The organism is Pontibacter arcticus (assembly GCF_003284895.1).
GTDB classification, from domain to species: Bacteria; Bacteroidota; Bacteroidia; order Cytophagales; family Hymenobacteraceae; genus Pontibacter; species Pontibacter arcticus.
Genome location: NZ_QMDV01000001.1, coordinates 53,023 through 79,881, shown reverse-complemented (window position 1 = coordinate 79,881; position 26,859 = coordinate 53,023). Strand labels below are relative to the sequence as shown.

At 46.7% G+C, this 26,859-nt stretch carries 19 protein-coding genes; 6 read left to right on the top strand and 13 right to left on the bottom strand.

Going from position 1 to position 26,859, the window contains the following annotated elements:
- The first annotated feature begins 49 nt into the window (after window positions 1–49).
- Complete coding sequence (gene nadE / locus DP923_RS00320) at window positions 50–1,951, top strand: NAD(+) synthase (RefSeq protein ID WP_112303583.1); 1,902 nt, start codon at window positions 50–52, stop codon at window positions 1,949–1,951.
- A gap of 181 nt (window positions 1,952–2,132) precedes the next feature.
- Window positions 2,133–2,972 carry a prolipoprotein diacylglyceryl transferase gene (gene lgt, locus DP923_RS00315; RefSeq protein ID WP_112303582.1) on the top strand — a complete coding sequence of 280 codons (840 nt, stop codon included), beginning with the start codon at window positions 2,133–2,135 and terminating at the stop codon, window positions 2,970–2,972.
- A gap of 74 nt (window positions 2,973–3,046) precedes the next feature.
- On the opposite strand, the gene DP923_RS00310 is transcribed toward lgt, so the two are convergent.
- The gene (locus DP923_RS00310; protein WP_112303581.1) at window positions 3,047–3,916 is read right to left on the bottom strand and encodes an SdiA-regulated/phytase-like domain-containing protein; all 870 of its coding nucleotides are present in this window, start codon (window positions 3,914–3,916) and stop codon (window positions 3,047–3,049) included.
- 78 nt (window positions 3,917–3,994) lie between these two features.
- Between DP923_RS00310 and DP923_RS00305 the strand changes: the two genes are divergently transcribed.
- Complete coding sequence (locus DP923_RS00305; protein WP_112303580.1) at window positions 3,995–4,399, top strand: VOC family protein; 405 nt, start codon at window positions 3,995–3,997, stop codon at window positions 4,397–4,399.
- Window positions 4,400–4,411: 12 nt separating this feature from the next.
- Here DP923_RS00305 and DP923_RS00300 read toward each other — a convergent pair whose 3' ends face one another.
- Together DP923_RS00300 and cdd are read right to left on the bottom strand one after the other, a co-directional pair.
- Window positions 4,412–5,056 carry an alpha/beta hydrolase gene (locus DP923_RS00300; RefSeq protein WP_112303579.1) on the bottom strand — a complete coding sequence of 215 codons (645 nt, stop codon included), beginning with the start codon at window positions 5,054–5,056 and terminating at the stop codon, window positions 4,412–4,414.
- Between the two features lie 4 nt (window positions 5,057–5,060).
- On the bottom strand, window positions 5,061–5,546 hold the full coding sequence (cdd, locus tag DP923_RS00295) for a cytidine deaminase (RefSeq protein WP_112303578.1): 486 nt from the start codon (window positions 5,544–5,546) through the stop codon (window positions 5,061–5,063).
- Window positions 5,547–5,675: 129 nt separating this feature from the next.
- Between cdd and DP923_RS00290 the strand changes: the two genes are divergently transcribed.
- Window positions 5,676–7,010 (top strand): saccharopine dehydrogenase family protein, encoded by a 1,335-nt coding sequence (locus DP923_RS00290; protein ID WP_112303577.1) that lies wholly within the window; start codon window positions 5,676–5,678, stop codon window positions 7,008–7,010.
- 54 nt (window positions 7,011–7,064) lie between these two features.
- On the opposite strand, the gene DP923_RS00285 is transcribed toward DP923_RS00290, so the two are convergent.
- The 5 genes from DP923_RS00285 to aroQ all read right to left on the bottom strand — a co-directional run bounded on the left by DP923_RS00285 (window position 7,065) and on the right by aroQ (window position 10,920).
- Window positions 7,065–7,778, bottom strand: a complete 714-nt coding sequence (locus DP923_RS00285) for a tRNA1(Val) (adenine(37)-N6)-methyltransferase (RefSeq protein WP_112303576.1) — start codon at window positions 7,776–7,778, stop codon at window positions 7,065–7,067.
- Between the two features lie 196 nt (window positions 7,779–7,974).
- Entirely contained in the window at window positions 7,975–8,439 is a 465-nt protein-coding gene (rnhA, locus tag DP923_RS00280) for a ribonuclease HI (RefSeq protein WP_112303575.1), read from the bottom strand.
- Between the two features lie 90 nt (window positions 8,440–8,529).
- Complete coding sequence (locus DP923_RS00275) at window positions 8,530–9,090, bottom strand: MarC family protein (protein ID WP_112304739.1); 561 nt, start codon at window positions 9,088–9,090, stop codon at window positions 8,530–8,532.
- A gap of 238 nt (window positions 9,091–9,328) precedes the next feature.
- Window positions 9,329–10,390, bottom strand: a complete 1,062-nt coding sequence (locus DP923_RS00270; RefSeq protein ID WP_112303573.1) for an aminotransferase class V-fold PLP-dependent enzyme — start codon at window positions 10,388–10,390, stop codon at window positions 9,329–9,331.
- Window positions 10,391–10,464: 74 nt separating this feature from the next.
- Window positions 10,465–10,920 (bottom strand): type II 3-dehydroquinate dehydratase, encoded by a 456-nt coding sequence (gene aroQ, locus DP923_RS00265; RefSeq protein WP_112304738.1) that lies wholly within the window; start codon window positions 10,918–10,920, stop codon window positions 10,465–10,467.
- A gap of 329 nt (window positions 10,921–11,249) precedes the next feature.
- Here aroQ and xerD point away from each other — a divergent pair, with 329 nt between their 5' ends.
- Together xerD and DP923_RS00255 are read left to right on the top strand one after the other, a co-directional pair.
- The gene (gene xerD, locus DP923_RS00260; protein WP_112303572.1) at window positions 11,250–12,149 is read left to right on the top strand and encodes a site-specific tyrosine recombinase XerD; all 900 of its coding nucleotides are present in this window, start codon (window positions 11,250–11,252) and stop codon (window positions 12,147–12,149) included.
- Between the two features lie 124 nt (window positions 12,150–12,273).
- Window positions 12,274–13,680: a M20/M25/M40 family metallo-hydrolase gene (locus DP923_RS00255; RefSeq protein WP_112303570.1), complete on the top strand. Its 1,407-nt coding sequence runs from the start codon at window positions 12,274–12,276 to the stop codon at window positions 13,678–13,680.
- A gap of 88 nt (window positions 13,681–13,768) precedes the next feature.
- Here DP923_RS00255 and DP923_RS00250 read toward each other — a convergent pair whose 3' ends face one another.
- The 5 genes from DP923_RS00250 to DP923_RS00230 form a co-directional block, all read right to left on the bottom strand.
- Window positions 13,769–14,980 carry an S-adenosylmethionine:tRNA ribosyltransferase-isomerase gene (locus DP923_RS00250; RefSeq protein ID WP_112303568.1) on the bottom strand — a complete coding sequence of 404 codons (1,212 nt, stop codon included), beginning with the start codon at window positions 14,978–14,980 and terminating at the stop codon, window positions 13,769–13,771.
- A gap of 93 nt (window positions 14,981–15,073) precedes the next feature.
- Window positions 15,074–15,613 carry a hypothetical protein gene (locus tag DP923_RS00245; RefSeq protein WP_112303567.1) on the bottom strand — a complete coding sequence of 180 codons (540 nt, stop codon included), beginning with the start codon at window positions 15,611–15,613 and terminating at the stop codon, window positions 15,074–15,076.
- 164 nt (window positions 15,614–15,777) lie between these two features.
- Window positions 15,778–16,782: a PorP/SprF family type IX secretion system membrane protein gene (locus DP923_RS00240; protein WP_112303565.1), complete on the bottom strand. Its 1,005-nt coding sequence runs from the start codon at window positions 16,780–16,782 to the stop codon at window positions 15,778–15,780.
- A 17-nt stretch (window positions 16,783–16,799) separates the two neighbouring features.
- Complete coding sequence (locus DP923_RS00235) at window positions 16,800–23,312, bottom strand: Ig-like domain-containing protein (protein ID WP_112303564.1); 6,513 nt, start codon at window positions 23,310–23,312, stop codon at window positions 16,800–16,802.
- Between the two features lie 511 nt (window positions 23,313–23,823).
- Window positions 23,824–26,412, bottom strand: a complete 2,589-nt coding sequence (locus DP923_RS00230; protein WP_112304737.1) for a M14 metallopeptidase family protein — start codon at window positions 26,410–26,412, stop codon at window positions 23,824–23,826.
- Between the last annotated feature and the right edge of the window lie 447 nt (window positions 26,413–26,859).

Here is a 26,859-nt window from a genome sequence, read left to right as displayed (position 1 = left end):
TAAAGTACATCGCTTAACTTGCTTCTGGTTACTTGCGTTAAACTACCCCATGAACGACACCCGACTGATCTTGGCAGGCGCTGCCCTCAACCAGACTCCCATGGATTGGGATGCTAATTTATTTAACATCAAAGAGGCCATCACAGAAGCTAAACTGCATAAAGTAGAAATACTGTTGCTACCCGAACTTTGTATCACCGGCTATGGCTGCGAAGATATGTTCCTGAGCCCCTGGCTTTCCGAAGTTGCCTTCGAGAAACTGCTCCTGATAAAAGAGTGGTGCGAAGGCATAACGGTTTGTGTGGGCCTGCCTGTCTTTCTGAATGGATTGGTGTATAATACGGCCTGCGTTATCAAAAACAAAGAAATTGTAGGCTTTACGGCCAAGCAGTTTTTAGCTAGCGATGGCCTGCATTACGAGCCACGCTGGTTCGCTGCCTGGCCTGCCAACGTAGAGCAGCAGTTCGAGATGCTGGGCCAAAGCTACCGCATCGGGGATATTGTGTATGAAGAGCAGGGCGTAAAGTATGCATTTGAAATTTGTGAAGATGCCTGGCGACCAAACCGCCCGGCAGAACGCCACATGGGCAAAGGTGTGCAGCTCATACTGAACCCAAGTGCCAGCCATTTTGCGCTGAGTAAAACCGATGTGCGCCACAAGTTGGTAGTGGAAGCCTCTAAAAAGTATGAATGCGCCTATGTGTACGCCAATTTGCTTGGGAACGAATCCGGGCGTGTAATTTACGATGGCGAAGTTCTGATTGCCCAGCATGGTAAACTGATCAAGCGAAACGAGCTGCTTTGCTTTAAGGATGTAGACCTGGAGTTTGCAGAAGTTTGTTTTTCTGAAACGCCACAACTAACCGAAGCAATCGAATACCTACCGCCAATCGACGAAAACAAAGAACTGATTGCAGCGTTAAGCCTGGGCCTTTTTGATTACATGCGCAAAAGCAATAGTCGTGGATTTGTGCTGTCGCTGAGCGGTGGTGCCGATTCATCGTTGTGCGCGGTGGCTGTGGCAGAGATGGTAAAGCGTGGCATTAAAAGTTTGGGTGTGCTTGGTTTTGTAGCCAAAGCCAAAATGTTCTCGCTGAAAGATGCGGCCTTTTTTGATACGCTAACCGAAGAGCAGGCTGTACCCGAACTGGTAAACCGCCTGCTGACATGCGCTTACCAGGGCACTGTAAACTCATCTGACAATACTTTTACTTCGGCCAAAGAGCTGGCTGCTTCTATAGGAGCTGTGTTTTATAACTGGACGATAGACGAAGAAGTGAAAGGCTATACTGCTACTATTGAGCAGGTACTTGACCGGCCGCTAACCTGGGACAAAGACGACGTAACCTTGCAGAACATCCAGGCACGGGTACGCGCACCTGGTATCTGGATGCTGGCTAACATTAACCAAGCCTTATTGCTGGCCACCTCCAACCGCAGCGAGGCATCCGTTGGTTATACGACCATGGATGGTGATACGGCTGGCAGTATTTCCCCGATTGCTGGCATCGATAAAGCTTTTATCCGCCAGTTCCTGATCTGGATGCAGCAGGAGTTAGGCTATACCGGTTTGCAGTATGTAAACAACTTACAGCCAAGCGCAGAGCTTCGCCCGGGCAAAGAAGAACAGACCGATGAAAAAGACCTGATGCCATACGAGGTTTTAAACCAGATCGAGCGTCTCGCTTTTTACAATCGCTTCTCGCCGCAGGAAGTATACCAGAAGTTGCTGGAGCAAAATCTGGCTGAGCCTGAGATGGTACAAAGCTGGGTAACCAAATTTTATACCTTATGGGCCCGGAATCAGTGGAAGCGTGAGCGGTTTGCGCCTTCTTTCCACTTAGATGATTATAACGTAGACCCCCGCAGCTGGCTTCGTTTCCCGATCCTGAACGGTGGTTTTAAAGAAGAACTTTCAAAAATCAATACGTCAGAAAATGACGGTTTTTAACCTGTACATTCTTTACTGATTTTATACTTTATACTTTATACTCCAGGCTATACTTGCGGCGCACAGAACAACTGCTCTAAAGTATAACCTGGAGTTTATACTTTCCTGCAACACCTCCATTCAGTCTGCATTTTTTACATAGCCTATTTATTGTAACTTTGGCAGCACAAGATTTTACCTCATGAACATGTTAACCTACATCACCTGGAACGTAGATCCGGAAATTTTCAGTATTGGACCAATATCCGTTCGTTGGTATGGGTTGCTATTTGCACTCGGCTTCGTGATCGGGCAGCGCATCCTTTCCAAAATTTATGTAGCTGAAGGCCGCTCTGAAGGCGATGTGGATATTATTACCATGTACATGATCATTGGTACGGTAGTAGGAGCACGACTTGGCCACACGTTATTTTATGCCCCTGATTATTACCTGAGCAACCCCATCGAGATTCTGAAAATATGGGAAGGCGGTTTGGCCAGCCACGGTGCAACCATTGGTATTTTGCTGGCATTATGGCTGTTCAGCCGCAAGTATAAATTCGATTACATGTGGGTGCTGGATCGGATTGTGATTGTAGTGGCGCTTGGTGGCGCACTGATCCGTTTGGGTAACCTGATGAACTCCGAGATATTCGGGCATCCGACTGACCTGCCGTGGGGCTTTATTTTTGTACGCAGTTCTGAGTTTTCGCAGGTGCCGCGCCACCCTACGCAGTTGTACGAAGCTATTACCGTATTCGGGCTGTTTGTGTTGCTTTACTGGCTGTGGGCAAAGTATAAAGCTGCCTTGCCACGTGGTTTATTGTTCGGCATTTTCGTGACGGTGCTGTTTACATCACGCTTCTTAATCGAGTTCCTGAAAGAAAACCAGGAAGATTTTGAAAACGAACTTGTCCTGAACATGGGCCAGTTCCTGAGCATACCGCTTATAATTGCCGGCCTGATTGTACTCTTCTTTGTATGGCGAAACCCAAAACCGGCAGCTCCCGGCGGACGAACCGGTACATCGGCATCAGTTTAAAAGATATCATATAAAACAGCAGCGGCTCCTTATTTTAAGGAGCCGCTGCTGTTTTATACTTACCAAAGTATAATCTAGTTGAGTTTATACTTGTAGAGGTTGCCGCCTTCGCTTGTAATGACCATGGTGTTGTTATCTTCAAAAGCAACAGCTTCGGTTTGCCCGGCGCCCTGCAGGCTTATCTCTTCCATTTTACCCGAAAAGAAGGTAGCCGGGTCAGCTACGTTAGCGAATAAATGAACCTTCCCTTCGCTCACCAACGCAATGGTTTCTGCATCCGGGCTGATGGCTGCACCTGTTACAGCGCTGTTTGTTTTTGCTTCTCCGATCAGTTTTGCCGTATGCGTGCCGGCTTTAGCGGGCACGGTGTATACTTTTGCCGTCTGTTTGCGGCCACGGTCCTTCGAGATCAGGTAAATGGTGCCGTTGTGCCAGAAAATAGCTTCACAATCAAAGTTACGCTCTTTTTTTGCGGGCGGAAATTTGGTCTGGTCTTCGTAGGTCAGTTTGATCGTTTCGATTTCGGTGGGCTTACCCGGGTGTACTTTGTAAATCGTCAGGTCGCGGCGTTTATTGTCGTTGTTGCCGGTGTCTGCAATGTAAAGGTTGCCGTCTTTGTCCTGCGTCAGGTCTTCCCAGTCTTTATTGGTTACATCCAGCTTAATGGTGTTGGTAAGGGAGCCACTTTGGTTTAGTTCGTACAGGTAAGGCTGGTTACCGGCATCGTTATGTGTCAGGAAAGCATCTTTACCGGCCAGTGTTATAATGCCAGAACTTTCTTTAACCTGTGATGGAAGCGCTGCAATTGTTTGTAGCGAGCCTGCAACTGTTTCGGTTTCTTGGGAGACAGACTCGCCATTTGCCGTAGAAGAATTACTGGTAAGATAAAAGATAAGCCCCAGAACAAGTGCAAGCGGTATTAGTATTTTAAGGAACAGTTTCATGTGTTTGGTTAAGATTAGCGTAAATCTCTATAACGAAACCGCAGTGCATGTGTTCAACAAAAGAAGTGGTAAAAACTGATGGATATAAAAAAGATAAAGGAAACCTGTCTCTATGTGCAAGATCTGGCTGCTACCAAAGCATTTTACAACGGCAAACTTAACTTTGAGGTGATCGGGGAAGTGCCGGGGCGGCATATTTTCTTCCGGGCAGGCGAGTCGGTGCTGCTGTGTTTTATTTCGGAAATTTCCGGGCAATCGCAAAAGTTGCCACGACACTTTGGCGCAGGGCAGCTACACCTTGCTTTTGAGGTAGCACAAGAAAAGTATGAATCTCTGAAACAGGAAATTGAAGCACAGCACATCCCGATAGAGCAGGAGTATGATTGGGGCGGCGGCTTTTTATCTTTCTATTTCCGCGACCCGGACAACCATTTGCTGGAAGTGGTGATGCAGGGCATGTGGGAGCGGAGCAGCGAAAAATAAAGTATAAATCGCCTAACTAAGCTGCAGCTTTCTAAGAATTTCAGGGTCTAAAGTATGGCTGCCTTCAAATGTATAAATAGTAGGGGTGATGCCCAGTTTCGTGAGCAAATCATACTTTCGTTGCAGCGAGTCTTCCGATATAAACTGATCCTGGGTGCCATACACGACACTCACCGGCAGGTGCTCGAACACATTTTTATCTTTTTCAAAATCCAGGTCTTCGGGAAAAGCGGCGGCCCAAAGTATAAATTGGTGGCACGGCACATTGCCGGAAGCCAGCCAACGGCAAACCGTAGCGCCTCCCTGCGAAAAACCAAGTATTGTGATCTTGACATCGGCAGGCAACTGGGCTAACATTTCTGTCAAGAGTAAATTCAGGTAAGCGGCCTGGTCTTCAATTTCAGCCAGCCGGTCTTCTTTCGTCATCCAGGTAGCCCCTACACGCCCCGAAAATCCATCCAGGTAAAACCGCGACAATGCTTCCGGTGCTACAATAACGGTATCGCCCTTATCCAGTACACTAAAGTGGCGCAAAAAGTATTTCGCCAGCTGGCCGTAACCGTGGCAAACAATCCACAGGTTTTTAATTTCTGCAGAAGGCGTGCCCAAGGTATAATAGCGGGCTGTGCGCGGAACGGTTAGCTTATTTTCCTGCATCGCGTTAAAGGTCTTTTCCGGAGAAGCAAAGGGGCAACAAATCTCTGACAGACTGGCAACGGTAAAATGTACCATTGGGGCCTTGCAGCAGTACCATTATATTTTCGTTCTGCTTACTTTCATACTCTGCCATCACCTGGCGGCAGGCACCACACGGCAAAGCAGGCAAATGTTCCGTTTCATTTCGGCGGCGAACTGTTACGGCGAGCATCTTAATTATTTTGTTAGGATGGTTCGCACTCATGCCAAACAAAGCGGTGCGCTCGGCACACAAACCCGACGGGTAAGCGGCATTTTCCTGGTTATTGCCTTTAAAAAATGTGCCGTCTTCCAGCAGCAAAGCAGCCCCAACCAGGTAGTTCGAGTAAGGAGCATAGGCATCATTGGCTGCCTCCTGTGCCAGTTGCATCGCCTGGCTTTCCTGCGCATTTAGTTCTTCTACTGATTCCAGCACTTCGATGTGAAGTGTAATATCTAATTTATGCGCCATTTTATGGTCTGTCTGTCAAAAAAAGTAAGAAAGGGGTATAAATTTAGCAGGATAATCCGAAAAAACCGCATGTATGATTTGCCTTGCTAACTGTTATGCCTAATTTAAGGCTCCATCTTGCTACCAACTATGAAAAAAATACTGTTACTGGGAGCCGGCCGTTCGGCTTCTTCCCTCATAAAATACCTGCTCGATAACGCTCCTGCCGAAAACTGGCATGTTACCATTGGCGATATTTCTGTGGAACATTTACAACCACTTACCAGCGCATTAGTTTTCGCGGATACGCTGGTTTTTGATGTCCATAACGCTGCGCAACGTGCTTCAGAAATTGCAAAAGCCGATCTGGTGATTTCGCTGTTGCCGGCCAGTTTCCACATTGAAGTAGCGCACGAATGTTTGGTTCAGGAAAAACACCTGATTACGGCCAGTTATGTAACACCCGCTTTCCTGGATCTGCACAAGGAAGCCCAAAGCAAAAACCTGACGTTTATGATGGAATCCGGTCTCGATCCGGGCATCGATCACATGTCTGCATTGCACGTTATTCAGAAAATCAAAGAGAAAGGCGGCAAGCTTCTTTCTTTTAAATCATACGCCGGCGGCCTGGTCGCACCCGAATCAGATAATAACCCCTGGAACTATAAATTTACCTGGAACCCGCGCAATGTAGTCTTAGCCGGGCAGGGCACAGCCAAGTATATCAAAAACGGAGAGTATAAATACATCCCTTACCACAAGGTTTTTGAGCGAACCGATGAGTTGTATGTAGATGGCTTGGGTCATTTTGACGGCTATGCCAACCGCGATTCGCTGAGTTACCGTGAGCCGTACGGCCTGCACGACATCCCTACCATGCTGCGTGGTACGTTGCGCCGGCGAGGTTACTGCAAAGCCTGGAATGTGTTTGTGCAGCTTGGTTTAACCGATGATACCTACGTACTGGAAGGGTCGGAGCAGATGACGTACCGTACTTACCTCGAAGCGTTTATGCCACCTGCCACTTATGCCGGGCAGCCCATGTCGGAGCGCCTGAGCAAGTATACCGGCCTTGCACCAGACGATGAAGCTGTGGAAAAAATTGCATGGCTGGGCTTTTTTGAAGAAACGCCAGTTAATCTTGCCGGTGCAACGCCTGCCCAGATTCTGGAAAAGATTTTAAAAGAAAAATGGACGCTTGCCCCCGGCGATAAAGACATGATCGTGATGCAGCACCTTTTTGGCTATGAACTTGCAGGCAAACAACACGAAATAACTTCTACGCTGGTGTATTTAGGCGATGATGAAGTGCACACCGCCATGGCGAAAACGGTAGGCTTGCCAGTGGGTATACTTGCCAAGCGTTTGCTGCAAGGCAACATAACACACCGCGGCGTGGTCATCCCGATCTATCCGGAAATTTACGAACCGGTGCTGGAAGAACTAAAGCAATTCGGAATCGAGTTTGTGGAAAAAGAAAAGTAAACCAACATTTATACTTTGAAAAGCCTCTTCTGTTTAACGCAGGAGAGGCTTTTTTTATAGATGCAGGTAGTAATCCTTGAGTAGCGCCGTGAACTCAGAAGTATAAGTGACACTGTCAGCTTCCCGGATATACAGCTGCTTCAGTTTTGGCGGTACTTCTGTAAAAGTATAGGTTTGAATATGGCGGATGCATTTGCCACCGATGCGGGTGTATACTTCCAGGGTGTCGGCTAAGTATAAAGTATGGCTGGTAGCAAGTGCTGCAAAATGAGTGGCTTCTGCAGGAGGTAAAAGCAAGTATAACTTTCCGGTTGGGGTAAGGTGTTGCTGCGCGAAAGCCAGGATATCTTCAAAAAACAGGTCGCCAGTATGTTTGGCGGTATTCTTGGCGGCGTTATCAGACTTAAGCGAACTCAGGAAGAACGGTGGATTGGCAAGTATAACATCATACGTTTGCTGATCATACTTTGCAAATTCCTGCAGGCTTACCGGGTGCAACTGTAGCCGATTTGCCCAACTGCTTGCTGCAAAATTCTCTGCTGCCTGCTGCTGCGCCTCCGGGTTAATTTCTACGGCAGTTATACCTGCATGGCTGCGCTGCGCCACCATCAAAGAAAGGAACCCCGTTCCCGTACCAATATCCAGAATATTCTTGGCCGAAGCTACCTCCACGTAAGCGCCAAAAACACACGAATCGGTACAAACTTTCATGGCGCACTTATCCTGTTCTACCCTGAACTCCTTAAACTGAAAGTATGAATTAGCCACCTTTTTTAATTACGAATTACAAATTAAGAATTACGAATGGTGCGAAAGTATAAATATTTCGTTATTAAGGGTTTATGCTTTCCAGTTGGTTTCTAAAGTAAACTTCATGATTTAAAGTATAAAAAGTACGAGCTGCAAGCTCGCACCAGCCACGCAAAGTATAAATTTATATTAATTCGTAACTCGTAATTCGTAATTATTTTGAGTTATACTTTCCGGATTCGAACCCTTCGTCGGGCGGGAGGTTAGATTGCAAGGCGGCTGCTACAGCCAGTTCGTCGCAACGTTCGTTTTCGGGGTGGCCGGCGTGCCCGCGTATCCAGACAAATTTAACATTGTGTGTGGCGTATACTTTCAGGAAGCGTGCCCAGAGGTCGCCATTTGCTTTGCCTGCAAATCCTTTTTTCTGCCAGCCAAAAACCCAGCGCTTTTCCACGGCATCCACCACATACTTCGAATCCGAAAAAACCGTAACCGGAATACCAGGTTTGGTAATCGCTTCCAGGCCCACAATTACAGCCAGCAGCTCCATACGGTTGTTGGTTGTTTTACGGAACCCCGCCGACAGCTCTTTTACATGCTGGTTCCAGCGAAGTATGGCGCCGTAACCGCCAGGCCCCGGGTTTCCACGTGAAGCGCCGTCTGTAAATAATTCGATCAAGATAATTTGGAGATTTGTAAATGAAAAAATTTGAGAATGGTAACTATCGTTTGTGGAAATCAGTAAGCTGCAGATTCCCTATCTTCAGATTTATAAGTTTGTTTTGAAAAGCTTGATGGCGATAGCCAACAGGATAATACCAAACACTTTACGAAGTATGTTGGCACCTGCTTTGCCCAGTTTCTGCTCCAGCCAGCTCGATGCTTTCAGTACCAGGTAAACAAACATCAGGTTAAGTACAATACCTACCAGCACATTTGGCAGCGAATAGGCAGCGCGTAACGATAACAAGGTCGTCATGGTGCCGGCGCCCACAATAAGCGGGAAAGCAAGCGGCACAATGGAGCCACTTTTCACGTCCGGGTCGGTATGAAAGAAATCTTTGCCCAGAATCATTTCCAGACCGATCAGGAAAATAATAATCGCACCGGCCATGGCAAACGACTCGAAATCGAGCCCGAACAGCTTTAGTATAGATTGTCCCAGAAACAGGAACGCGATCATCAGAATACCCGAAACGATGGTGGCTTTCTCAGATTCAATTTTCCCTTCCCGTTTACGAAGGTCGATGATGATCGGAATAGAGCCAATAATATCAATTACGGCAAAGAGAATAAGGGTAACAGATGCGATCTCTTTAAAATTAAACATTGCCATGTTATAGAGTTAGAAAGGTATAAAGTTAAAGGGTTAGGAAGTTAAAAGTATAACTGGTGGCTGTGTAAGATGGTTGTTTCCAACGTGCTTCCTGGCGATAGCAAAAAACCCGTTTCCGGAATTATACTTCTATAACCCGGTTATAAAGTATAAGCCGCTGCAAAAGTTGCTTTAGTATAGCAAAGTGCTTGAGAACAAAAATAGATGCTTCTTTAAATTAAGCTTCCTGCAATCAGACGTAATAATGCAGGAAAAAGCGCTTCAGTTCTTCGTACTCTTCATCCAGTATAGCCGGGAAGTTCGCGATCCGGAACGTGTTGCGCGCCCATGTGCCATAGCCGTTCCCCAGCCTGATGTTGTACTGTAGTGCCCTTTTCTTGATATCATCTACCAACCGTTCGCTGGCCTGCAGGGCAATAACCGTTTTAGAGCGCACTTCTTCGTTTTCGACCAGCAGTTTCATTTCCGGGAACTGCTCAAAGAAAGTATACAGGTCCTGGGCGCGGTCGGTTAGCTCGCTTTCGATGGTTTTGATGAACGGCCGCTCTTCCAGCATCCGGCGTAACAGGTAAATGTTAAGCACATTGGGTGTATTCATGGTCTGGTAGTTCAGCATTTTTTCGTACATCGGCACCAGGCTGTTGTAGTGGTCGCGCTCGGCCAGCTGCTTTGCCCTGAAAATAGCGCGTGGCGAACAAACCAGCACGGCAAGGCCAGCCGGCAAACCGAAGTTCTTCTGCACCGAAGCAAACCAGATATCCGCTTTTATCAGTTTTAAATTCAGGCCCGCCATAGAGGAAGTCGCGTCTACAGCAATTAAGGTATCGCGGTAGCGGTTGTGCAGGTTAAGAATGGTGGTTGGCGAAACCTGCGTGCCATTCGATGTCTCGTTCTGGGTAAAGCAGATCAGGTCTGTATCGTCGCTTATGTCGAACTGGTCCAGGGGCATACTTTCGTTTACATCAAACTGGTAGCCTTCCGACTCGGGGCGTAGCTTTTTGGCGTAGTTAAACCATTTTTCGCCGAAAGCGCCGTTGTAAATATGATAGCTTTTGGTTTTAGTGAGGCTTTGGATCAGGATCTCCCAGCACTCGGTAGCCGAAGAAGCAAAGAAAATGTGGTAATCCTGCGGAATGTTGAGCTTGCGTTTAAGTAAACCTACTACCGTTCTGGAAAGCTGCACAAACTGCTCGCCCCGGTGCGGCGTACTAAGTATACCTTCATCGTAAGCATCAGAGAGGTACGTACGCACCTCTGGATATAGTTTAGACGGACCGGGGTAGAAATTGAGCATAAAGCAAATCTGCTTAAAATATAGTTTTATAGCTATTTAGTATCTTACATCACACGTAGCATCAACGCTACTTGTTACGCTTTTTGTGTTCCGAACCCAATTTGTTTTGGCTTGAAACGCATAAAATATTCTAAGGCAAGGCGGTAACTATCCAGGCCAAAACCGGAAATACTGCCGGTGCAGTAAGCAGCCAGCATACTTTTGTGCCGGAACGCTTCGCGCGCATATACATTCGAAATATGGACTTCCACCACAGGCGTATCAATCGCTTTTATGGCATCCGACATGGCCACCGACGTATGGGTATAAGCACCTGCGTTCAGCACAATTCCTTTGTAACTGAAGCCCACTTCGTGCAGTTTATCAATCAGAATGCCTTCTGTGTTCGACTGAAAATGGCTGAGCTCCATATCCGGAAAATCCTTTTCCAATTCTTCAAAATAATCCTCAAAAGAGCGGCTGCCGTAGATCGACTTTTCCCTTCTGCCAAGCAGGTTCAGATTAGGGCCATTCAGGATAAGTATTTTCATGGTTTCAGCGATGGGATTGTCCGGATAAATTACTAAAACTGTAAAGGTAAGGATTACTACCTTTGCTTTTATTTTTGCGAAAAGAAAGTTTATCTTTTTTGATAGAAGTATAACCGGGCCCAACCCCTCCTTAGCCAAGGCGGGGAGCTGTACTTACTGTTTTATACTTTATCAAGTATAGTTCAGGCTTTTCTTCATAAATAAGAACAGGCAGTAACTATGAAATTTATACTTCACTAAAGGATAGCAGATTCTCTGCTTTAGAAAAGGAGTGGTTGTAACTCATACTTTAACTTTCTAACTTCCCAACTTTTAACTTTCTAACTCCCATGAACTGGCCTATAACTTTAAAGCAATTTGAACAATACCTTCGGCTCGAAAAGTCGTTGGCCGGTAATTCGGTGGAGGCGTATCTACGCGATGTGCGCAAACTGATCGATTTCCTGAGCCTGAAAGGCCATCAACTGTCGCCGGAGCAGGTAACGCCGGTTATACTTCGTGATTTTCTGGAATGGGTAAACGAACTGGGCATGACGCCACACTCGCAGGCACGCACGCTTTCAGGCATCCGGGCTTTCTACAAATTTATGATCATGGAAGATATGCTGCACGTAGACCCGACCGATACCATTGATGCGCCCAAACTCAGCCGTAAACTTCCGGATACACTGGATTTCCATGAGATAGAGCAATTGCTGGCCGCCATCGACCTTTCCACACCCGAAGGCACCCGCAACCGCGCCATGATCGAGACACTGTATAGTTCTGGTTTGCGCGTATCCGAAATGCTGGACCTGAAGATGAGCAACCTCTACGAAGACATGGGTTTCCTGAAAGTGACCGGGAAAGGAGATCGCGAACGCCTGGTGCCTATCGGTCGCGATGCGCTCAAACATATCAAACTTTACCGGGAAAGTATACGCTGCCACCTCACCATCAAAAAAGGAAACGAAGACATCTTATTTTTGAACCGGCGGGGCGCTAAAATGAGCCGCGTGATGGTGTTTACGATTATAAAAGATCTTACAGCCAAAGCAGGCATCCAGAAAACGGTAAGCCCGCACACATTCCGGCACTCGTTTGCCACGCATTTAATTGAAGGCGGCGCCGACCTGCGTGCCGTGCAGGAAATGCTGGGCCACGAATCCATCACCACCACCGAAATATACACGCACCTGGACCGGGATTATTTAAAGCAGGTGATCAAAGATTTTCATCCGAGAAGTTAAAGAAGATTATACTTTAGAGAGGCGGTTTAACAGTATGTGTGTTTTAACTTCGGTATACTTCTCTAAAATTCTTAACTTATCGGTTACTAAGCAAACTACTTTAAAACAAATCACCCTCACACAAATGCAAACTAAGAAAACATTATGCCGCTTTATACTTGCTGCGGCTGTTTCTGTGGCAGCTTTGCCGGCGTTCGCGCAGCAAAATTCTGCTTCCTCGGATTCGGTTATGATTAAGAAGTTGTTCGATAACGCCCTTACCAGCCAGGAGAGCTACGAAAACCTGCGTTACCTCACCAAAAACATCGGAGCACGCCTGAGCGGTTCGCCGCAAGCCGCTGCCGCAGTGGAGTGGAGCAAGCAGGTAATGGATAAAATGGGCCTGGACCGCGTGTATACGCAAGAGGTAATGGTGCCTTATTGGGTGCGTGGTGACAAAGAAATTGGTCGTATCAACAACTCAAAACTAATTGGTTCTGCGGATGTGAATATCCTTGCTCTGGGCAGTTCGGTGGGTACAGGTACACAGGGTTTGAGCGCTGAAGTAATAGAAGTAAAGAATTTTGAAGAGCTCGAAAAACTGGGCAAGCGCAAAGTAAAAGGCAAGATCGTTTTCTTTAATCGCCCGTTTGATAATACGCATGTACGAACCGGTGCAGCATACGGTGGTGCCGTAGACCAGCGTGGCGGCGGCCCTGTGGCTGCAGCCAAACTTGGTGCCGTAGGTGTGTTGGTGCGTTCCATGACGAACGATATGCAGGATGTAGCCCACACCGGCAACACCCGCTACGAAGAAGGTGTAGCTAAAATTCCGGCAGCAGCGATCAGTACAAAAGATGCTGAAAAGTTAAGTGCCCTGCTGAAAGATGATGAGAACCTGAAGTTCTTTATGCGCATGACCTGCGAAACCCGCCCGGATGTGCTGTCTTATAATGTGATCGGGGAGATTAAAGGAAGCGAGAAACCGGATGAGATTATTGTAGTTGGCGGCCATTTGGATTCGTGGGATGTAGGCGAAGGTGCGCACGATGATGGCACCGGTTGTGTGCAGTCAATTGAAGTGTTGCGTCTGTTTAAAGAATTGGGTATAAAACCGAAGCGTACGATCCGTGCGGTTATGTACATGAACGAAGAAAATGGTTTGCGTGGCGGACGTAAGTATGCCGAAGAAGCCAAGGCGAAAGGAGAGAAGCACGTCGCAGCACTGGAATCTGATAGCGGTGGATTTACTCCACGCGGTTTCGGGATGGACGGTGACAAAGCGCAGCTAGCCAAGTTTACTTCCTGGAAGCCCCTGTTAGCGCCCTATGGCCTGCACGATCTGTTGGCAGGCGGTGGCGGTGCAGACATTGGCCCGCTTAAAGGCCAGAACAACATTGCGCTGATCGGCCTGATTCCGGATTCGCAGCGTTACTTCGACTATCACCACACCGAAATCGATACGTTTGAAACCGTAAACCGCCGCGAAATGCAATTAGGTTCCGCATCGATGGCAGCGCTGGTATACCTGATCTCAGAACACGGTTTATAAGCGATTTCAAAGTATAAAGTTATTATAAAGTATAAAAGCCTGTTTCAACTAAATGAGACAGGCTTTTATACTTTATACACTCAGACTATTAAGGCAGCAGTAGCGAGCTATCGCCGTAACTCAGGAAGCGGTAATTATTGGCCAGCGCATGGTTATAAACGGTTCGCCAGTTTTCCCCGATCAGTGCAGAAACCAATAGCAGTAAGGTACTTTCCGGTTGATGGAAGTTAGTTATCAGCCCCCGGCATATTCTGAAAGTATAGCCGGGCGCGATGATGATCTGCGTGGAAGCGTGCAGGAAATCTGTGCCCTGTTTTTCCATGTAGTGCAGCAATGCTTGCAAAGCTTCTGCAGCGTCAGGTTGGTTTATACTTTCATAAGCCTGCCATTGCGTTACGTGAAGTTCTGCGGGAGCGATTTCAGGGTTTTGGAGCACCTTAGCCCCCAGCCAGTAGATACTTTCTAGGGAACGCATGCTGGTGGTGCCAACCGGTATAACTGGTTGACCTTGTTGCTGAGCCAGGCGCTGCAAAAGTGGTTTGGTGATGTATAGCTGCTCAGCGTGCATTTCGTGGGCCTCCATCACATCTGCTTTTACAGGCTTAAACGTGCCGGCACCCACATGCAACGTAAGGTAAGCTGTATCTATACTTTGTTGTGTGAGTTGTTCCATTACCCGTTCCGTAAAATGCAAGCCGGCGGTTGGGGCAGCTACGGCACCCTGTTGGTTGGCATAAATGGTTTGGTAACGGGTATGATCTGATTCGGTTAGTTCGCGGTTTAAGTACGGAGGAAGCGGGAGTTTACCACAACGTTCCAGCACTTCGGCAAAAGTAAGGTCTGCGGGTTTCCAGGTAAAACGTATCAGGAAATGGCCTTCCTGTTGTGCTTCCCGTTCGGCTGTTAAAACGCCTCCTTCAAAGTATAACGTTACAGGTCCGGCTTTCCAGCGCTTGTTATTGCCAACTAAGCACTTCCACGTGCAGCTTTGTGTTTGCTGCATGGCCAGCTGTACTTCGCGGTGTGGTGCCACGGGTTCCAGACAAAATATTTCAACCAAACCACCGGTTTCTTTCTGAAACAAAAGGCGCGCCTGCACTACCTTGGTGTCATTAAAAACAAGTAAGGTTTCCGCTGGAAGCAAGGCAGGCAAATCCGTGAACGCCTGGTCTGAAATAACACCTTTTTTGTAATGCAAAAATTTGGAGGCATCGCGCTCATCTAACGGAAATTTTGCGATGCGCTCATCCGGAAGGTCGTACACAAAGTCTTTTATGGCCAGCTTTTTAGGATCAGTCATAACTAGCGGAAAGTATTAAAAAAGGCAACCGGGGCTGTAACTGCAACCAGTTACCGTTCAAAGTATAAATTGAAAGGATAATTGAGGCGCGTACTACAAAAGGCTTTTCAGGAGGTCTTCGTCGATCTGCTCGTCATCATCGTCGTTCGAGCCGGTTGCATCCCAGTCTACTTCCTGTAGCAATTCGGCTCCTTCCTGTATCAGGGCATCAAGCTCTTCTTTGGAGGAAGCATCCAGGGTATTTTCAAATAAGGCCAGGATATGTTCGCGCTGCTCGTTCACGAAAATCTCATGATACAGGTGATCGAAACTCCCGATCTTTTTCTGAATAATCTTATCGATTTCCTGGGTGCTTTTTGCTTTTACGGCTTCTGACAGCACATCAAGTACTTCTTTTGTTTTCTCGTTATCTGCCAGGCGCGTAAATGCTTTCACAAAAGCAATGGCTGCACCCAGCCGAACCATTTCAAAGCGGAAGTTCAGCTCGTTTGCCGATGCGCCGGTTTTCAGGCGGGCAGCTTTAAAGGCCTGCTCCAGGTTAGCATAGGCCGCCGATGGCCCGCCTTCAAATAACTGGGGCGTTTCTTCATCAAAAGCGGTTTCCAGCAGTAATTCAAAACTTCTCGCGCTCATATTATAACAATTTTCTAAAGCAAATGAAGGGGCAAATGTAGCAGTTTATACGTTCTTATACTACGTTCTTGGGTTGTGGTTTAGGGTGAAGTATAAAGCCCTGAAACAAAGAAGCCAGCCCGGCTGAGTGCAGGGCTGGCTTCTGTTAAACTCGTAATTTTATACTACCACATCCAGGTAGGGCAGATCACTTTGCGTCGGTTGTTCAGTTTAAAACCTATCACCACTTCGTGGCTACCGGCGTTCACTGCGTTTAATCCTGAAGTTGAGAAATCGTAGGAGTAGCCCACATCGATCAGGTGGCTGATATTAGCGCCTGCCATTGCTGCCATGGCATCATTGTGTCTATATGATACACCACCCCAGATGCGTTGCGCATACAATACACGTCCGTTCACATCTATGGCTGGCGTGGCTGATTCGGTTGCTTTTACCATTACTGAAGGTATAAAGGCAAAATCACGGTTCATGGTGATGCGCAGACCGGCAGTGCCGTAAAAATGGGGTTGCTGGCGCAGGTGCGGTTGTTTGGAGGTGCTTCTCTCGTCAAAATCTTTGCTATTGCGCAGTAGCTGAGCACCCGAAACACCTATGTAAAAATCAGGGCTGTACAACCAGAACCCAACTGTCAGGTCTGTCTTTGTCATGTTCTGGATCGTTTTGTCAAGGTAATCATCTCCGGCCTCGTGTGCGTCGGCTGCCTGCATATTTACACCAAACTGCGTGATGCCCGCTGAGATGCCACTGGCTAAGGCAATGTATTTTGTTAGTGGCTGATGGTAGGCATAACTCGCGTTAACAGAAGTAGTCTTAAGCAGGCCGGCTTTGTCCTGCTGTGCTATAAACCCAACCCCGTGGTGGGGTACAGGTTTCTTGTAACTGCTCCTTTTGGAAAAGCCATTGCGTGCAGACTTGGTTTCTTTGGGAGACTGGCCGCCGCTGCCAATTGGCCCCTGCAACGAAGCGTAAAAACTTGTAGGTGCACCTTCCAGGCCAACCCATTGCGTTCTGTAACCTACGCGCAGGTCAGCATAAGGCTCTATACCACTAACTGCAGGGTTTGTGAGGTAATTATTCTGAACATATTGGGTATACTGCGGCCGCTGCTGTGCCGTAACAGTTCCCAGGGCAATTATGTATAGCAGCGCTCCAACTAAAAGTCTTTTCATATCTTCTTCTTGAGCTGTTATTTAAGAATTGTTACACTTCCGGATATTGGTGCTTCCCCATCATTAAGGTAGATCACATAATAGTAAGCGGCCATTGGCAATGGTTTGCCGTTCTTGGTGCCATCCCAGGCATCTTTGTAGCCAACAGATTCAAATACCTTTTCGCCCCAACGGGTAAAGATCTCGACACGGCAGTTCGGATAGCTCTCGATGTTCTTGATGATAAACTTATCGTTCACATTGTCGTTATTGAGGGTTATCACATTGGCCGGATCTACTTTTGGAAGGACTGTTACTACCACCTGATCGGTAGCCGTACAGCCTTCAGCCGTTGTAATCGTAACCGTGTAAGTAGTTGTCTGCTTTGGCATTGCCAACGGGTTTGCCAGCGTAGCATCAGACAGCCCTGCAGCCGGAGACCAGCTATACTTTACACCGCCACTTGCCGAAAGCGTAACCGCCTTGCCCTGCTCCACATTAACATCTTCGCCTGCATTTGCCACCGGCGTTACCACTGTTATTTTTACCTCGCGGCGCTCCGAACTGCTACAGTTAAACTGATCTTTTGCTTCCACGTAGTAAATCTTATCAGCAGTTAAAGCGCGGGTCTTTACACTTGGGCCAACACCAACCTGCGTTCCGCCTGTTGCCTGCTCGTACCAGAGTATGGTGGTGCCAGCCGCTGCAGTTGCTGTAAGTGTAGCTATCGAGCCACGGCAAATCGTAACATCGGCAGCTACCGGAACCGGAGGAACCGGCCTGATCTCTACCTTTAGTACATTTTCGCTCATCAGTTGCTGGCAAGGAGCAGACTTCACAATGCGTCTGAACCAGGTTGTTTCCTTTAATGGCTGGGCTGGTGTGTAATGTTGGCCGGTATTATTGCCATCTGCTGCTTTAAAGCCGATGTTCGGGCCTTGTGTACTTGCTTCCCATATATACTCATACTTCCCGTTGCCGTCAGATGGCATTGTACCTCTGATCTCACCCACGGTTGTGTTACTACAAAGCACTTGATCAGCTGTCAGGATGCGGTTATACTTGATAGGCTGAAGTAATTCCACTGCTGCGGATATATCCGAACATCCACCGGACGTGACCACTCTTCTGAACCAGGTATGCTTGTTTACCGGAACAACCAAGTATGGATCGTTGGCATATGTGTTGGTTGCTTTGTTGATGTTCGTGAAAGTTACGCCATCAAAGCTTTGCTGCCATTGGTAAGTATACGTGCTGTTACCACCTTTAAGGCCATCGTTTGGCTCCAGCGTAATTGTAGCATTCACGCAGGCCGGGTCTGGTTTTCTGATGCTGTTGCCTGTAATGGCCGGGTTGATCTGTATCGTGATCAGATTACTTACCACATCAGCACAACCGCTGTTCACTATTCTTCTGAAGGTCCATGTTCCGGCCCCTAAGGCTTCGGTTGGCGTATAATCTTCTGTACGGGCCACCACTTGCTCAGGGCCACCATTCAGGCTGCGCTCCCAGCGGATATTGCCGGTTGCCACTAATGGCTGGCTGCTTCTGAACGGCGCAGGCACAGTGCCTACACAGTAAGTAGTTGTAGCCGTCGTGATCCTGTTAACAATAGCCTGCGCTACCGAAATTGTAATGATGTTACTGATGCTCTGCTCACATTTATCAGCTAATACCACGCGGCGGAATAAGTAACCTTGTGTTAAGTTTTGCTTCAAAGTATAGCTTTCAGTATTATTTACACCCGGAGCAGCGCTCCATACATTCGGGTTACTTGCCTGTGCCCACTGCCATACATAACCGGTGCCGTTCACCGCTTTTGATCCTTCGAACATAGCAGGTGCCGTATTGTAGCAGATGATTTCCTGGCCTGTAGCAAGAATGCTGTTATTTGCAATCTTTGGCTGCACGGTAACCTGGATGGTGTTGGAAATGCTGCTGCAGTTGCCCGACTTGATTATGCGTCTGAAAAGTGTTGTCTCGGTGATAGCGCCTGGCGTTAAGTCCTTCTTCTGTCCCTCAGTGCCTTCCACTTCCGTGAACTCAGTCTGGCCGGCTGTTTTAGAGAACCACTGATATTCAAAGCCATCCTCACCATTGCCGCTTAGTGTACCTGGGTTGCTGCCTTCGCAAACTGTTTTAGCACCTGTAATGGTGTTGCCTGCAATAGAATTAGCGATCAGGATAGTTACCTCATTTGAGCGGTTCACACAATCATCGGACTTTACCGTTCTTCTGAAAGTAGTCGTGTTCGTCAGGTTCCCTGGGCTGTAAGATGCTTGTCCGTCAGCTGCCGTGATACGCCTGTAAGGTTCGCCGTTTATACTTTGCTCCCAGTAAATAAGATCAAACGTTCCGGTTCCGCCTGAGATAGTGCCCCCAATCGTACCGGCATCATCGCCTGCACAAATGGCTGTTTTCTCCGGAGTGATCGTGTTAGTGATCACCGGTGTTACTTTAACCGTCACAGTAGTTCTAGGCCCAACACATCCGGTTGCGCTTTCTGTTTCTACCTGGTAAGTAGTAGTAGCATCAAGTACCGGTGTAGTGAAGTTAGAAGCTGTTCTGATTAGGGTTCCGGTCGCATCGTACCAGCGGTAGGTGCCGCCAGGTGCTGTGGCCGAAAGGAAGGTGGTGCTTCCGCTGCAGATGTTCAGGTTACCGGTAATGGTAGGTGCAGCTGGCAGCGGTTCTGCCACCACGCGTATCACAATCGATTCTTTTGAACAGCTTTCAGAATAAACCACACGCTTGAAACGCGTTGTTTCTGTAAGCGAAACCGGCGTATAAGCTTTGTTTGTAGCGCCTGTTATCTTCTCAAAATCTTCCGGAGCCGGATTAGTCTTAGTTGTAGCGTACCACTGGTAAGTATAGTTTCCGTTGCCTCCGGATGGCTCGTCGCCATCTATCATACCTGGTGTGTCGCCGGCACAAACAATTGGCTTCGGTGTACTGATGACATCGCCTCCGTTAAGGGCTGGTGTAACCGTAACTTTTACCGGTGTGCGGCTGGTGCTGGTACATTCCGATCCGTTATCGGAAACAGCTTCTACATAATAGGTAACATCAGCTTTCAGTATAGGAGTCTTGTATGTATTGTCGATTTGCAGCAATGAGTTGCCTGTTGCATCTTCATACCATTTATATTTTATACCTTCTACCGGCGCATTTACAGTAAGCGTTACTGTTGTACCGTAACAAGCGCTGGCATCTGCTACTACAGGTGCTTGTGGCAAAGGTATTACTGTGATCTTTATCTCATTGCTGAAATGCTGCTGGCAAGGATCAGAGAAAACAGTTCTGCGGAACCAGGTATCTTCCGTGAAAGTACCTGTCGGCAAATAAGTCTGCTTGCTGTTATCGCCAGGCGCAGCTTCAAAAGATCCGTTTTCTGTTCTGTATTCCCATAAGAAGCGTGGTTTAGCCTCGCCGCCTCCTTTTGGTAAAGTACCGCCCAAGCTTGATACAGAACTGCCCTTACATACGGTCTGGTCGCCGGTAATTTTGTTATTTTGGATAGGTGGAGTAACGGTTACGGTTACGGTGGTGCGCGGACCTGTGCAACCAGTTGCGCTGATGGCTTCTACAGTATAAGTTGTGGTAGCTTCAAGTGCAGTAGTTGTAAAGACATTATCCGAAGAAACAAGCTTATCATCCTTATCATACCAACGGTACGTACCGCCCGGTGCAATGGCTGTCAGGGTAGTTGTGCTGCCGTAGCAGACCGTGGTTGTTCCGGTTATACTTGGTGCAAGCGGTAAAGCTTCTACGTTTATATCCACCACACCAGACTCTATAGAGCAATCTCCGGAATAAGCGATGCGCTTATACCAGGTTCTCTTTGTCAGGTTGCCTGGCTTGTAGTCTTTAGCTGTAGCGCCGATTATTTCATTAAAACCTGTAAAGGCATCCTGTGTGCTGGCAAACCACTTATACGTATAGCTTCCATTTCCACCGGTTGGCGCATTTCCTGTAATAGCATCTGCTGGCGCAGTTCCGTAGCAAACACTTTGTGTAGAAGTAGTCAGGTTAGTACCACCTACCAATGGTGGTGTTACGTTTACTTTTACTTCTGTTCTGGTAGCCAGGAAACAGCTGGCCTTAATTTTAGAGACAGCTACTACGTAATAGGTTTCAGCTGCTTCTAGCGGATCAGTCTTAAAGACCTCGCCTGTAAATATCAGGTTACCGCCTGCTGGTGCATCAAACCAATAATAGGTAACATTGGCTTCTGCATTCTCTACTGTAAGTGTTGTGCTCTGGCCGAAGCAAATGCCTGGATTCGTAACAACAGGCTGTTTCGGCGTTGGTACTACTGTTATTTTAACAGCATTACTGATCACAGTCTGGCAAGGTGTGTTAAATACTTTTCTTTGGAACCAAGTGTCTTTCGTAAAGCTGCCCGTCGGGGTATAGTTTTTCTGGTCATTACTGCCGTTTGCATCTAAAGGTGCAGCCGTAAAGTCTGTGCCGTTGGTGCTGATTTCCCACAGGAACGTATAAGGTGCGCCACCGCCACCGGATGGGGTACCTCCTTCAATCTCTGCTGGCGTTTCGCCTTCGCAAATGGTCTGGTGTGCTTTAATATCGTTGCCGGTTACAGCTGAAAGTGCTTTTACTTCCACTGCCGTACGAGTCTGGCTGGCGCAACCTTTATCGCTTACTGCCTCTGCATAATACGTAGTGTTTCCTTGCAGGGGAGGAGTAGGGAAAGTAGTACCCGTATACAATGGGTTTCCTCCTGATGCACTGCCATACCAGCGATAAGTATAGTTGGGAATTGGTGAAACCACTGATAGCATAGCCACATCGTTGATACAAAGCGTCTGGCCTATTACCTGCGGTGCTGCCGGGAAATCATTTACAGTTACTTTTTGTGTGGCTGTATTGGAAACCCCACATTCATTTTCAATTGTTAAGGTTACTGTATATTCGCCTTCAGCCGGAAAACTAATCTTAGGGTTAGCTACAGTTGCCGAAGTTCCGCCAGTAAATGTAGCGCCATTATTAACTGTCCAGTTATATTTTTTGGTAGTGCCTGCATTCCAGTTAGCAGTGTGCTGCCCTGTATAATCTATAGTGAAAGGGCCACAATTGGATGCTACTGCCTGGCTAAGTGTGACACTTGGCAAGCCTTTTACAAGTATAGGTTTTGAAGTAGAAGTACTGCTACAACCATTTTTAGCCTGTAGAGCTAAGGTATAAGTACCTTCTCTTAAGAACTCGAACTGAGGCTCCTTGTCTGTAAGCTTCGTACTGTTTTTCAGCACATAATCAGTGCCTGCCACTGCATTTGCGCTGCCTTTTCTTAAGGTCCAGTTATAGGTTATCTGATACCCTGTAGATGTATTTTCCGGTGTAACAAGCAGGTTTTTACAACCACTGGATTCTGTTGGGTCAAGTATAAAATCTGCTTTTGCAGCTTCTACAATGGTAACTTCTTTAATTACTTCGTCAGAGCCACAACCATCTGTAAATGTCTTCAGTCGTACTCTGTACTTGCCTGCTTTAATAAATTTGATCTTAACTTGGGAGGAGGTAGGGCCGCCAGTTACGAATCTCCAGTCTGTGTCCTGCACACCATCTAATATGGACCAGTTAAAGCTGATCGGGCAAAGCTCAGGGTTTTGGGTAGCATCGCCCATTGTAATATCGCCGCCTGCACAGTAAAGCGGGCCACCGCCAATTGTGAAATCTGCGTTTGTGCTTTTGTTGATGATGATGCCCTGAATCGTACCACCTGTTCTTCTGGCAGCTCCGCCACACGTATAAACAGCAGAACTTCCCAGCGTGAAAGACTGACTAGGATTCTGGCACGAGCTTTTGGTGAACGTAATCGGGATCTTTATCTCTTTCGTGAGCGGGTCTCGTGTAGCGATAAGTTGTGTATGTGTATACGTAACAGCTGGCCGACCATCATCAATGGTAAAAGTATAAATGGTAGAGTTTGGGTTGCCCTCAATATCGTATATCGGGAAATTGAACGTGACGCTGGGAGATTCCGGAGTAAGACAGGCTGTAGTACTGCCTGGGTTACCTACTGTAAAACCTGGGTTACTGATATTGAATACCTGGTAAGTCGAAGTAGTTTCGCAGCCACTTACGTCGAAAGCAGAAAATTTAAGATTAAACGTACCTCGTGTTGTATACACATGGTTTGTTGTAGTAAAATGATTCGCAAACGTTTCTATCGGGCTGCCATCTCCCCAATCAATACGATAACCTGTATTGGTTGCTGTTGTAGTAGAACTGTTTTTAACGGTTAAGCTAAAGGTAGAACCTATCGAAGAACAGTTCATGAAAGGGGAACCCGAAGTAATATCTGTTAAGGTCGCATTTGCTTTGCAGTCAGCGCTGGAAGAGGTAGTTGCTACTGCTGTTGCCGTAATTTGCTGCGTTATACCAGTTGGCTGGTATACTATTTTGGCTAATTCTGGATTCCAGATCTGCGTTGGTGCAGTTGTTTCGATAGCCTTTTGCGCTTTGGGCAGCGTTGTTTTTTCAGGAGTTATAAGAAGCAGACTGTAAAGCAGCGGTAATAGTATGTTCATAAGCCCGTATGTTGCGAATAATCTAGTTTTATTATTAACCTGCCTTGTTCAGAAGCAGAATCAGTGTTTTAAAATTGTACTTAACTACCAAATTGCTGTTTTTAGCATATGGACAAAATTAATTTATCCTGTTTTAACTAATTTGTAAAATTTGGTGATAATGAATCCATAATATTACAACATAATTAAAAACGAAACTACAATTTGTTTATTTAGATTGTGCTAACTGCTCTAATCGTTAATATTTTACAATTTAAATCGCACAACACAGATTATATTGCTTTTAGTTTAATGTTATGCAGTAATTGTATAAAATTAATTAATATAGGACTTAAATAAGCTTTATTAGTATATAAATTATTTTGTTGGTATTGTATTTTACAGGAAATGTTGATTTTATTGTAACCTTTTAGGGGAAGTAAAAGTGGTGCTGTAGATCAAAGTATAAAACAGAAAAAGCCCGGGCTATTTGGCCCGGGCTTTTTATTAAAGTATAAAGTATGGAAAAGCTTTAGTTGTGTGCATCTTCGTCGGCGCGGGCGGAACTTCCGCTGATGATTTGCCCGAAGAAGATACTGTTCAGGAATAGCTTGTTAGTGCCGTACCAGAATGCTCTGAAGTTCGGATTATCAGGCATGGAGATTACTTTGCCAGCACCTATTGCTGAAACTTCTATAGCTGCCGAATTCTGAGCCAGTTTTAAGTTTTGTTTAGAGCTGTAGCCTGCCATCAGGGGTTTGGGAGTATACATAAGCGGGTTGGCATAAGGGCTTTTAGACGGCTCCATAAACAGCGTATTGCTTCTGAAAATTGGTAAACTGGCATCGGTATAGCCGTAAGCTAATGGGTGCGTAAGGTCCAGGGTAGTTTCGAAGATAGCACCGCCAATGCCCTGTGCGCCAGCTGTGTTTTCCATATCGGCATAAGGTTGGCGTTTCTGCGTTTTAACTTCTTCAGTCTTCCTGAAAATAGTGTTGCTGATGCCGCTATCTGCCAGCCATTTTACTGCATCGCCCATCCCTATAACCGTGCCGCCCTGCTGTACCCATGCTTTCAGTTTATCTCTGGATATACTATTGTACGATCCATCCGAGAAAATGATCACGTTATACTTGCTCAGGTCTGTGCGGTTAAAGCGGTCGGTGGTAACCAGTGTTGGTTTCATGCCGAAGCGGTTATCGAGCAGGTGCCATGCTTCGCCGGCATCGTTGCTGTTAACTCCGTCACCCATCAGCAACAGCATTTTAGGTTGCTCCAGCGTGCGCATCATCGGGCTACCCAGCTTTATACCTTTCGGGTTAAAGCCTGTAGCAAGTGCCGTGATCTGCAGGCTGTTGTTCTGAGCTGCTTCTTGCAGGATAGTGCGCAGCTGCTCCGGCGAAACGTTCTGTCCTGCTACCGGAATTAGAATGGTACCATAATCATACGTTTTACCATCTTCCGTCGTGAATTTATCTGTAGCCACTTTTACTGCTATGCCTTTTTCAAACAGGGTGTTCAGTACGCGTGGTGCATAATAGGCGTGCCACTGGAAAGCATAAGCATAGTTGCTGTTCCCGCCGGTCAGTTCGCCTTTGGGCATTTCAGGAGCCGTTACTTTTTCTCCGAGCTGGTTGTCTTTAAAGCTTCTGGATGGCAATGCGGCATACTCTAAGTCGAAGGCAAGTGGGAGCGTCCAGGCAGAGATATCATAAAAAAGGCTGTCCTGGAAAGTAGTGCGTTTCTCGAACATGGCCTCGATCAGTTTGTACTGCGGCTGGTTGGTAGGCACGATGTAAGCATTCTCAGGTGTATAGTCTACATTATCATACTTGAAAGAAGCTTTCGGACGGTAGATTTCGATCTGATGTTGCTGGATGATCTCGGCCAGGTGGTAAGCACGGGCGTGGTCTTTTTCGGAGCCAAAAACATAAGCTTTTACCGGTGCGCTTTTAGCTTCCTTGATCGCCTGCTTGTAAAAATCGCGCTGGTGGGCCAGCAGTTCTTCGCGCATGGCCTGTGCCGCTTCTAAGGTAGAAAGTGTGGTCGTAAACTGGTTGCGTATGGTGAACGGGAAGGTAAGAACGCCGTTGCTGCTTTCCTGGGCGTGTCCGCGTGAGCTTGCCTGCTCAAAAAGTATACCTACAGCACCGTTCACATCCGGATACGTAGAGCCTTTGCCGTAGTAAAAATCGTCATAACTTTCTTCTGTATAATAAAGCGACCCGATCTTATCCAGGGCTTTAGCATGGTAACCCCCGATTTTCTGAGTCAGTTTAAAGTTATTGGCTGGTGTCAGCGGGTGGTTACGGCTCGGGATGCCCGGCTGAAAAAAGAAGGTAGCGTTGGTACCCATTTCGTGGTGGTCGGTGAGTACGTTCGGTTTCCACTCGTGGAACTTTGCCAGCCTGCCCCTTGATTCCGGGTGCTGCAACGGGAGCCAGTCGCGGTTCAGGTCGAACCAGTAATGGTTGGTGCGGCCGCGTGGCCATACTTCGTTAAACTCGGCGCTGTTCGGGTCTGTTACTAAATTGCTGCCTCGGTGGGTATTAACCCAACTCGCGAAACGGTTCAGGCCATCCGGGTTAATGGAAGGATCTACCAGGATGATCGTTTCCTGCAGGAGCTTTTCAATTTCCGGGCCTTGTGCGGCAGCCAGGTGGTAAACGGCCAGAAGAGCGGCATTACTTCCGCTTGGTTCGTTTCCGTGTACACTATAACCCATCCATACTACGCCTGGCATGTTTTTTATGTCTAGCTTATCAGAAGCAGCAGGGGCCGTTAACTGGCGGTGCTGCTCTTTTATACTTGCAATGTTTTTGTGGTTTTCGGGTGTAGTAATGGTAAGCAGGTAAAGCGGGCGGTTCTCGTGCGTACGGCCATACTCTTCTATACTGATCCTGTCTGATAATTCAGCCATGCGCTGCATATAAGTAGCCAGCTGATCGTGGCTTACGTGCCATTCCCCTACCTGGTAGCCCAGCAGGTCCTGTGGCTTTGGGATGTTCGGGTTGTAAGTTACATTTTGAGGAAGGTAATACGAAAGGTCTGTTTTCTGGGCCATTGCAAAGTGGCATAAACACAGCATAACAGCTAAGGTAAGCGCACGTAATTTCATCATGTAGATTAACTGATTAAAAAAGCACCCCATACTTTGAGATGTAATGGCAAGATGTGTTTTTGAAGAAGCTTTTGCAAGTATAAAGTAAAACTGCACCAGAATATATTATAAGTAATGTACTTGCTCCAAATTAATCTTTACAAACTGCTACAGATAATTTTGAAAATCATGTAATAGAATAAAAATATGTAAGTATGGTGCAAAATTGCCATATCAATAGTACTTTATCCTTTCTTTTGCCAGTTTTAATAAGTTGCAAATTTTACTAAAATTAAAATTTTAGCTTTAAATCAATTTTTAATAGTAAAAATTTTACATAGTAATTATTTAATACATATATTTACAGTATAATATACTTATTAAATATAACTTATAAGGATTTAGCTTGATTCATACAGCCATCAATAAAACAAAAAGCAAATTTGAATCACTTCTAATAAGAAAGCC

What these genes read in the sequence shown, in the direction of transcription:
- DP923_RS00240 (WP_112303565.1), bottom strand. Translation starts at nt 16,782, where the DNA reads ATGAAAAGACTTTTAGTTGGAGCGCTGCTATACATAATTGCCCTGGGA.
- DP923_RS00230 (WP_112304737.1), bottom strand. Translation starts at nt 26,412, where the DNA reads ATGATGAAATTACGTGCGCTTACCTTAGCTGTTATGCTGTGTTTATGC.
- xerD (WP_112303572.1), top strand. Translation starts at nt 11,250, where the DNA reads ATGAACTGGCCTATAACTTTAAAGCAATTTGAACAATACCTTCGGCTC.
- DP923_RS00255 (WP_112303570.1), top strand. Translation starts at nt 12,274, where the DNA reads ATGCAAACTAAGAAAACATTATGCCGCTTTATACTTGCTGCGGCTGTT.
- DP923_RS00290 (WP_112303577.1), top strand. Translation starts at nt 5,676, where the DNA reads ATGAAAAAAATACTGTTACTGGGAGCCGGCCGTTCGGCTTCTTCCCTC.
- DP923_RS00270 (WP_112303573.1), bottom strand. Translation starts at nt 10,390, where the DNA reads ATGCTCAATTTCTACCCCGGTCCGTCTAAACTATATCCAGAGGTGCGT.
- lgt (WP_112303582.1), top strand. Translation starts at nt 2,133, where the DNA reads ATGAACATGTTAACCTACATCACCTGGAACGTAGATCCGGAAATTTTC.
- DP923_RS00250 (WP_112303568.1), bottom strand. Translation starts at nt 14,980, where the DNA reads ATGACTGATCCTAAAAAGCTGGCCATAAAAGACTTTGTGTACGACCTT.
- DP923_RS00275 (WP_112304739.1), bottom strand. Translation starts at nt 9,090, where the DNA reads ATGTTTAATTTTAAAGAGATCGCATCTGTTACCCTTATTCTCTTTGCC.
- nadE (WP_112303583.1), top strand. Translation starts at nt 50, where the DNA reads ATGAACGACACCCGACTGATCTTGGCAGGCGCTGCCCTCAACCAGACT.
- DP923_RS00245 (WP_112303567.1), bottom strand. Translation starts at nt 15,613, where the DNA reads ATGAGCGCGAGAAGTTTTGAATTACTGCTGGAAACCGCTTTTGATGAA.
- DP923_RS00305 (WP_112303580.1), top strand. Translation starts at nt 3,995, where the DNA reads ATGGATATAAAAAAGATAAAGGAAACCTGTCTCTATGTGCAAGATCTG.
- aroQ (WP_112304738.1), bottom strand. Translation starts at nt 10,920, where the DNA reads ATGAAAATACTTATCCTGAATGGCCCTAATCTGAACCTGCTTGGCAGA.
- DP923_RS00310 (WP_112303581.1), bottom strand. Translation starts at nt 3,916, where the DNA reads ATGAAACTGTTCCTTAAAATACTAATACCGCTTGCACTTGTTCTGGGG.
- cdd (WP_112303578.1), bottom strand. Translation starts at nt 5,546, where the DNA reads ATGGCGCATAAATTAGATATTACACTTCACATCGAAGTGCTGGAATCA.
- DP923_RS00300 (WP_112303579.1), bottom strand. Translation starts at nt 5,056, where the DNA reads ATGCAGGAAAATAAGCTAACCGTTCCGCGCACAGCCCGCTATTATACC.
- DP923_RS00235 (WP_112303564.1), bottom strand. Translation starts at nt 23,312, where the DNA reads ATGAACATACTATTACCGCTGCTTTACAGTCTGCTTCTTATAACTCCT.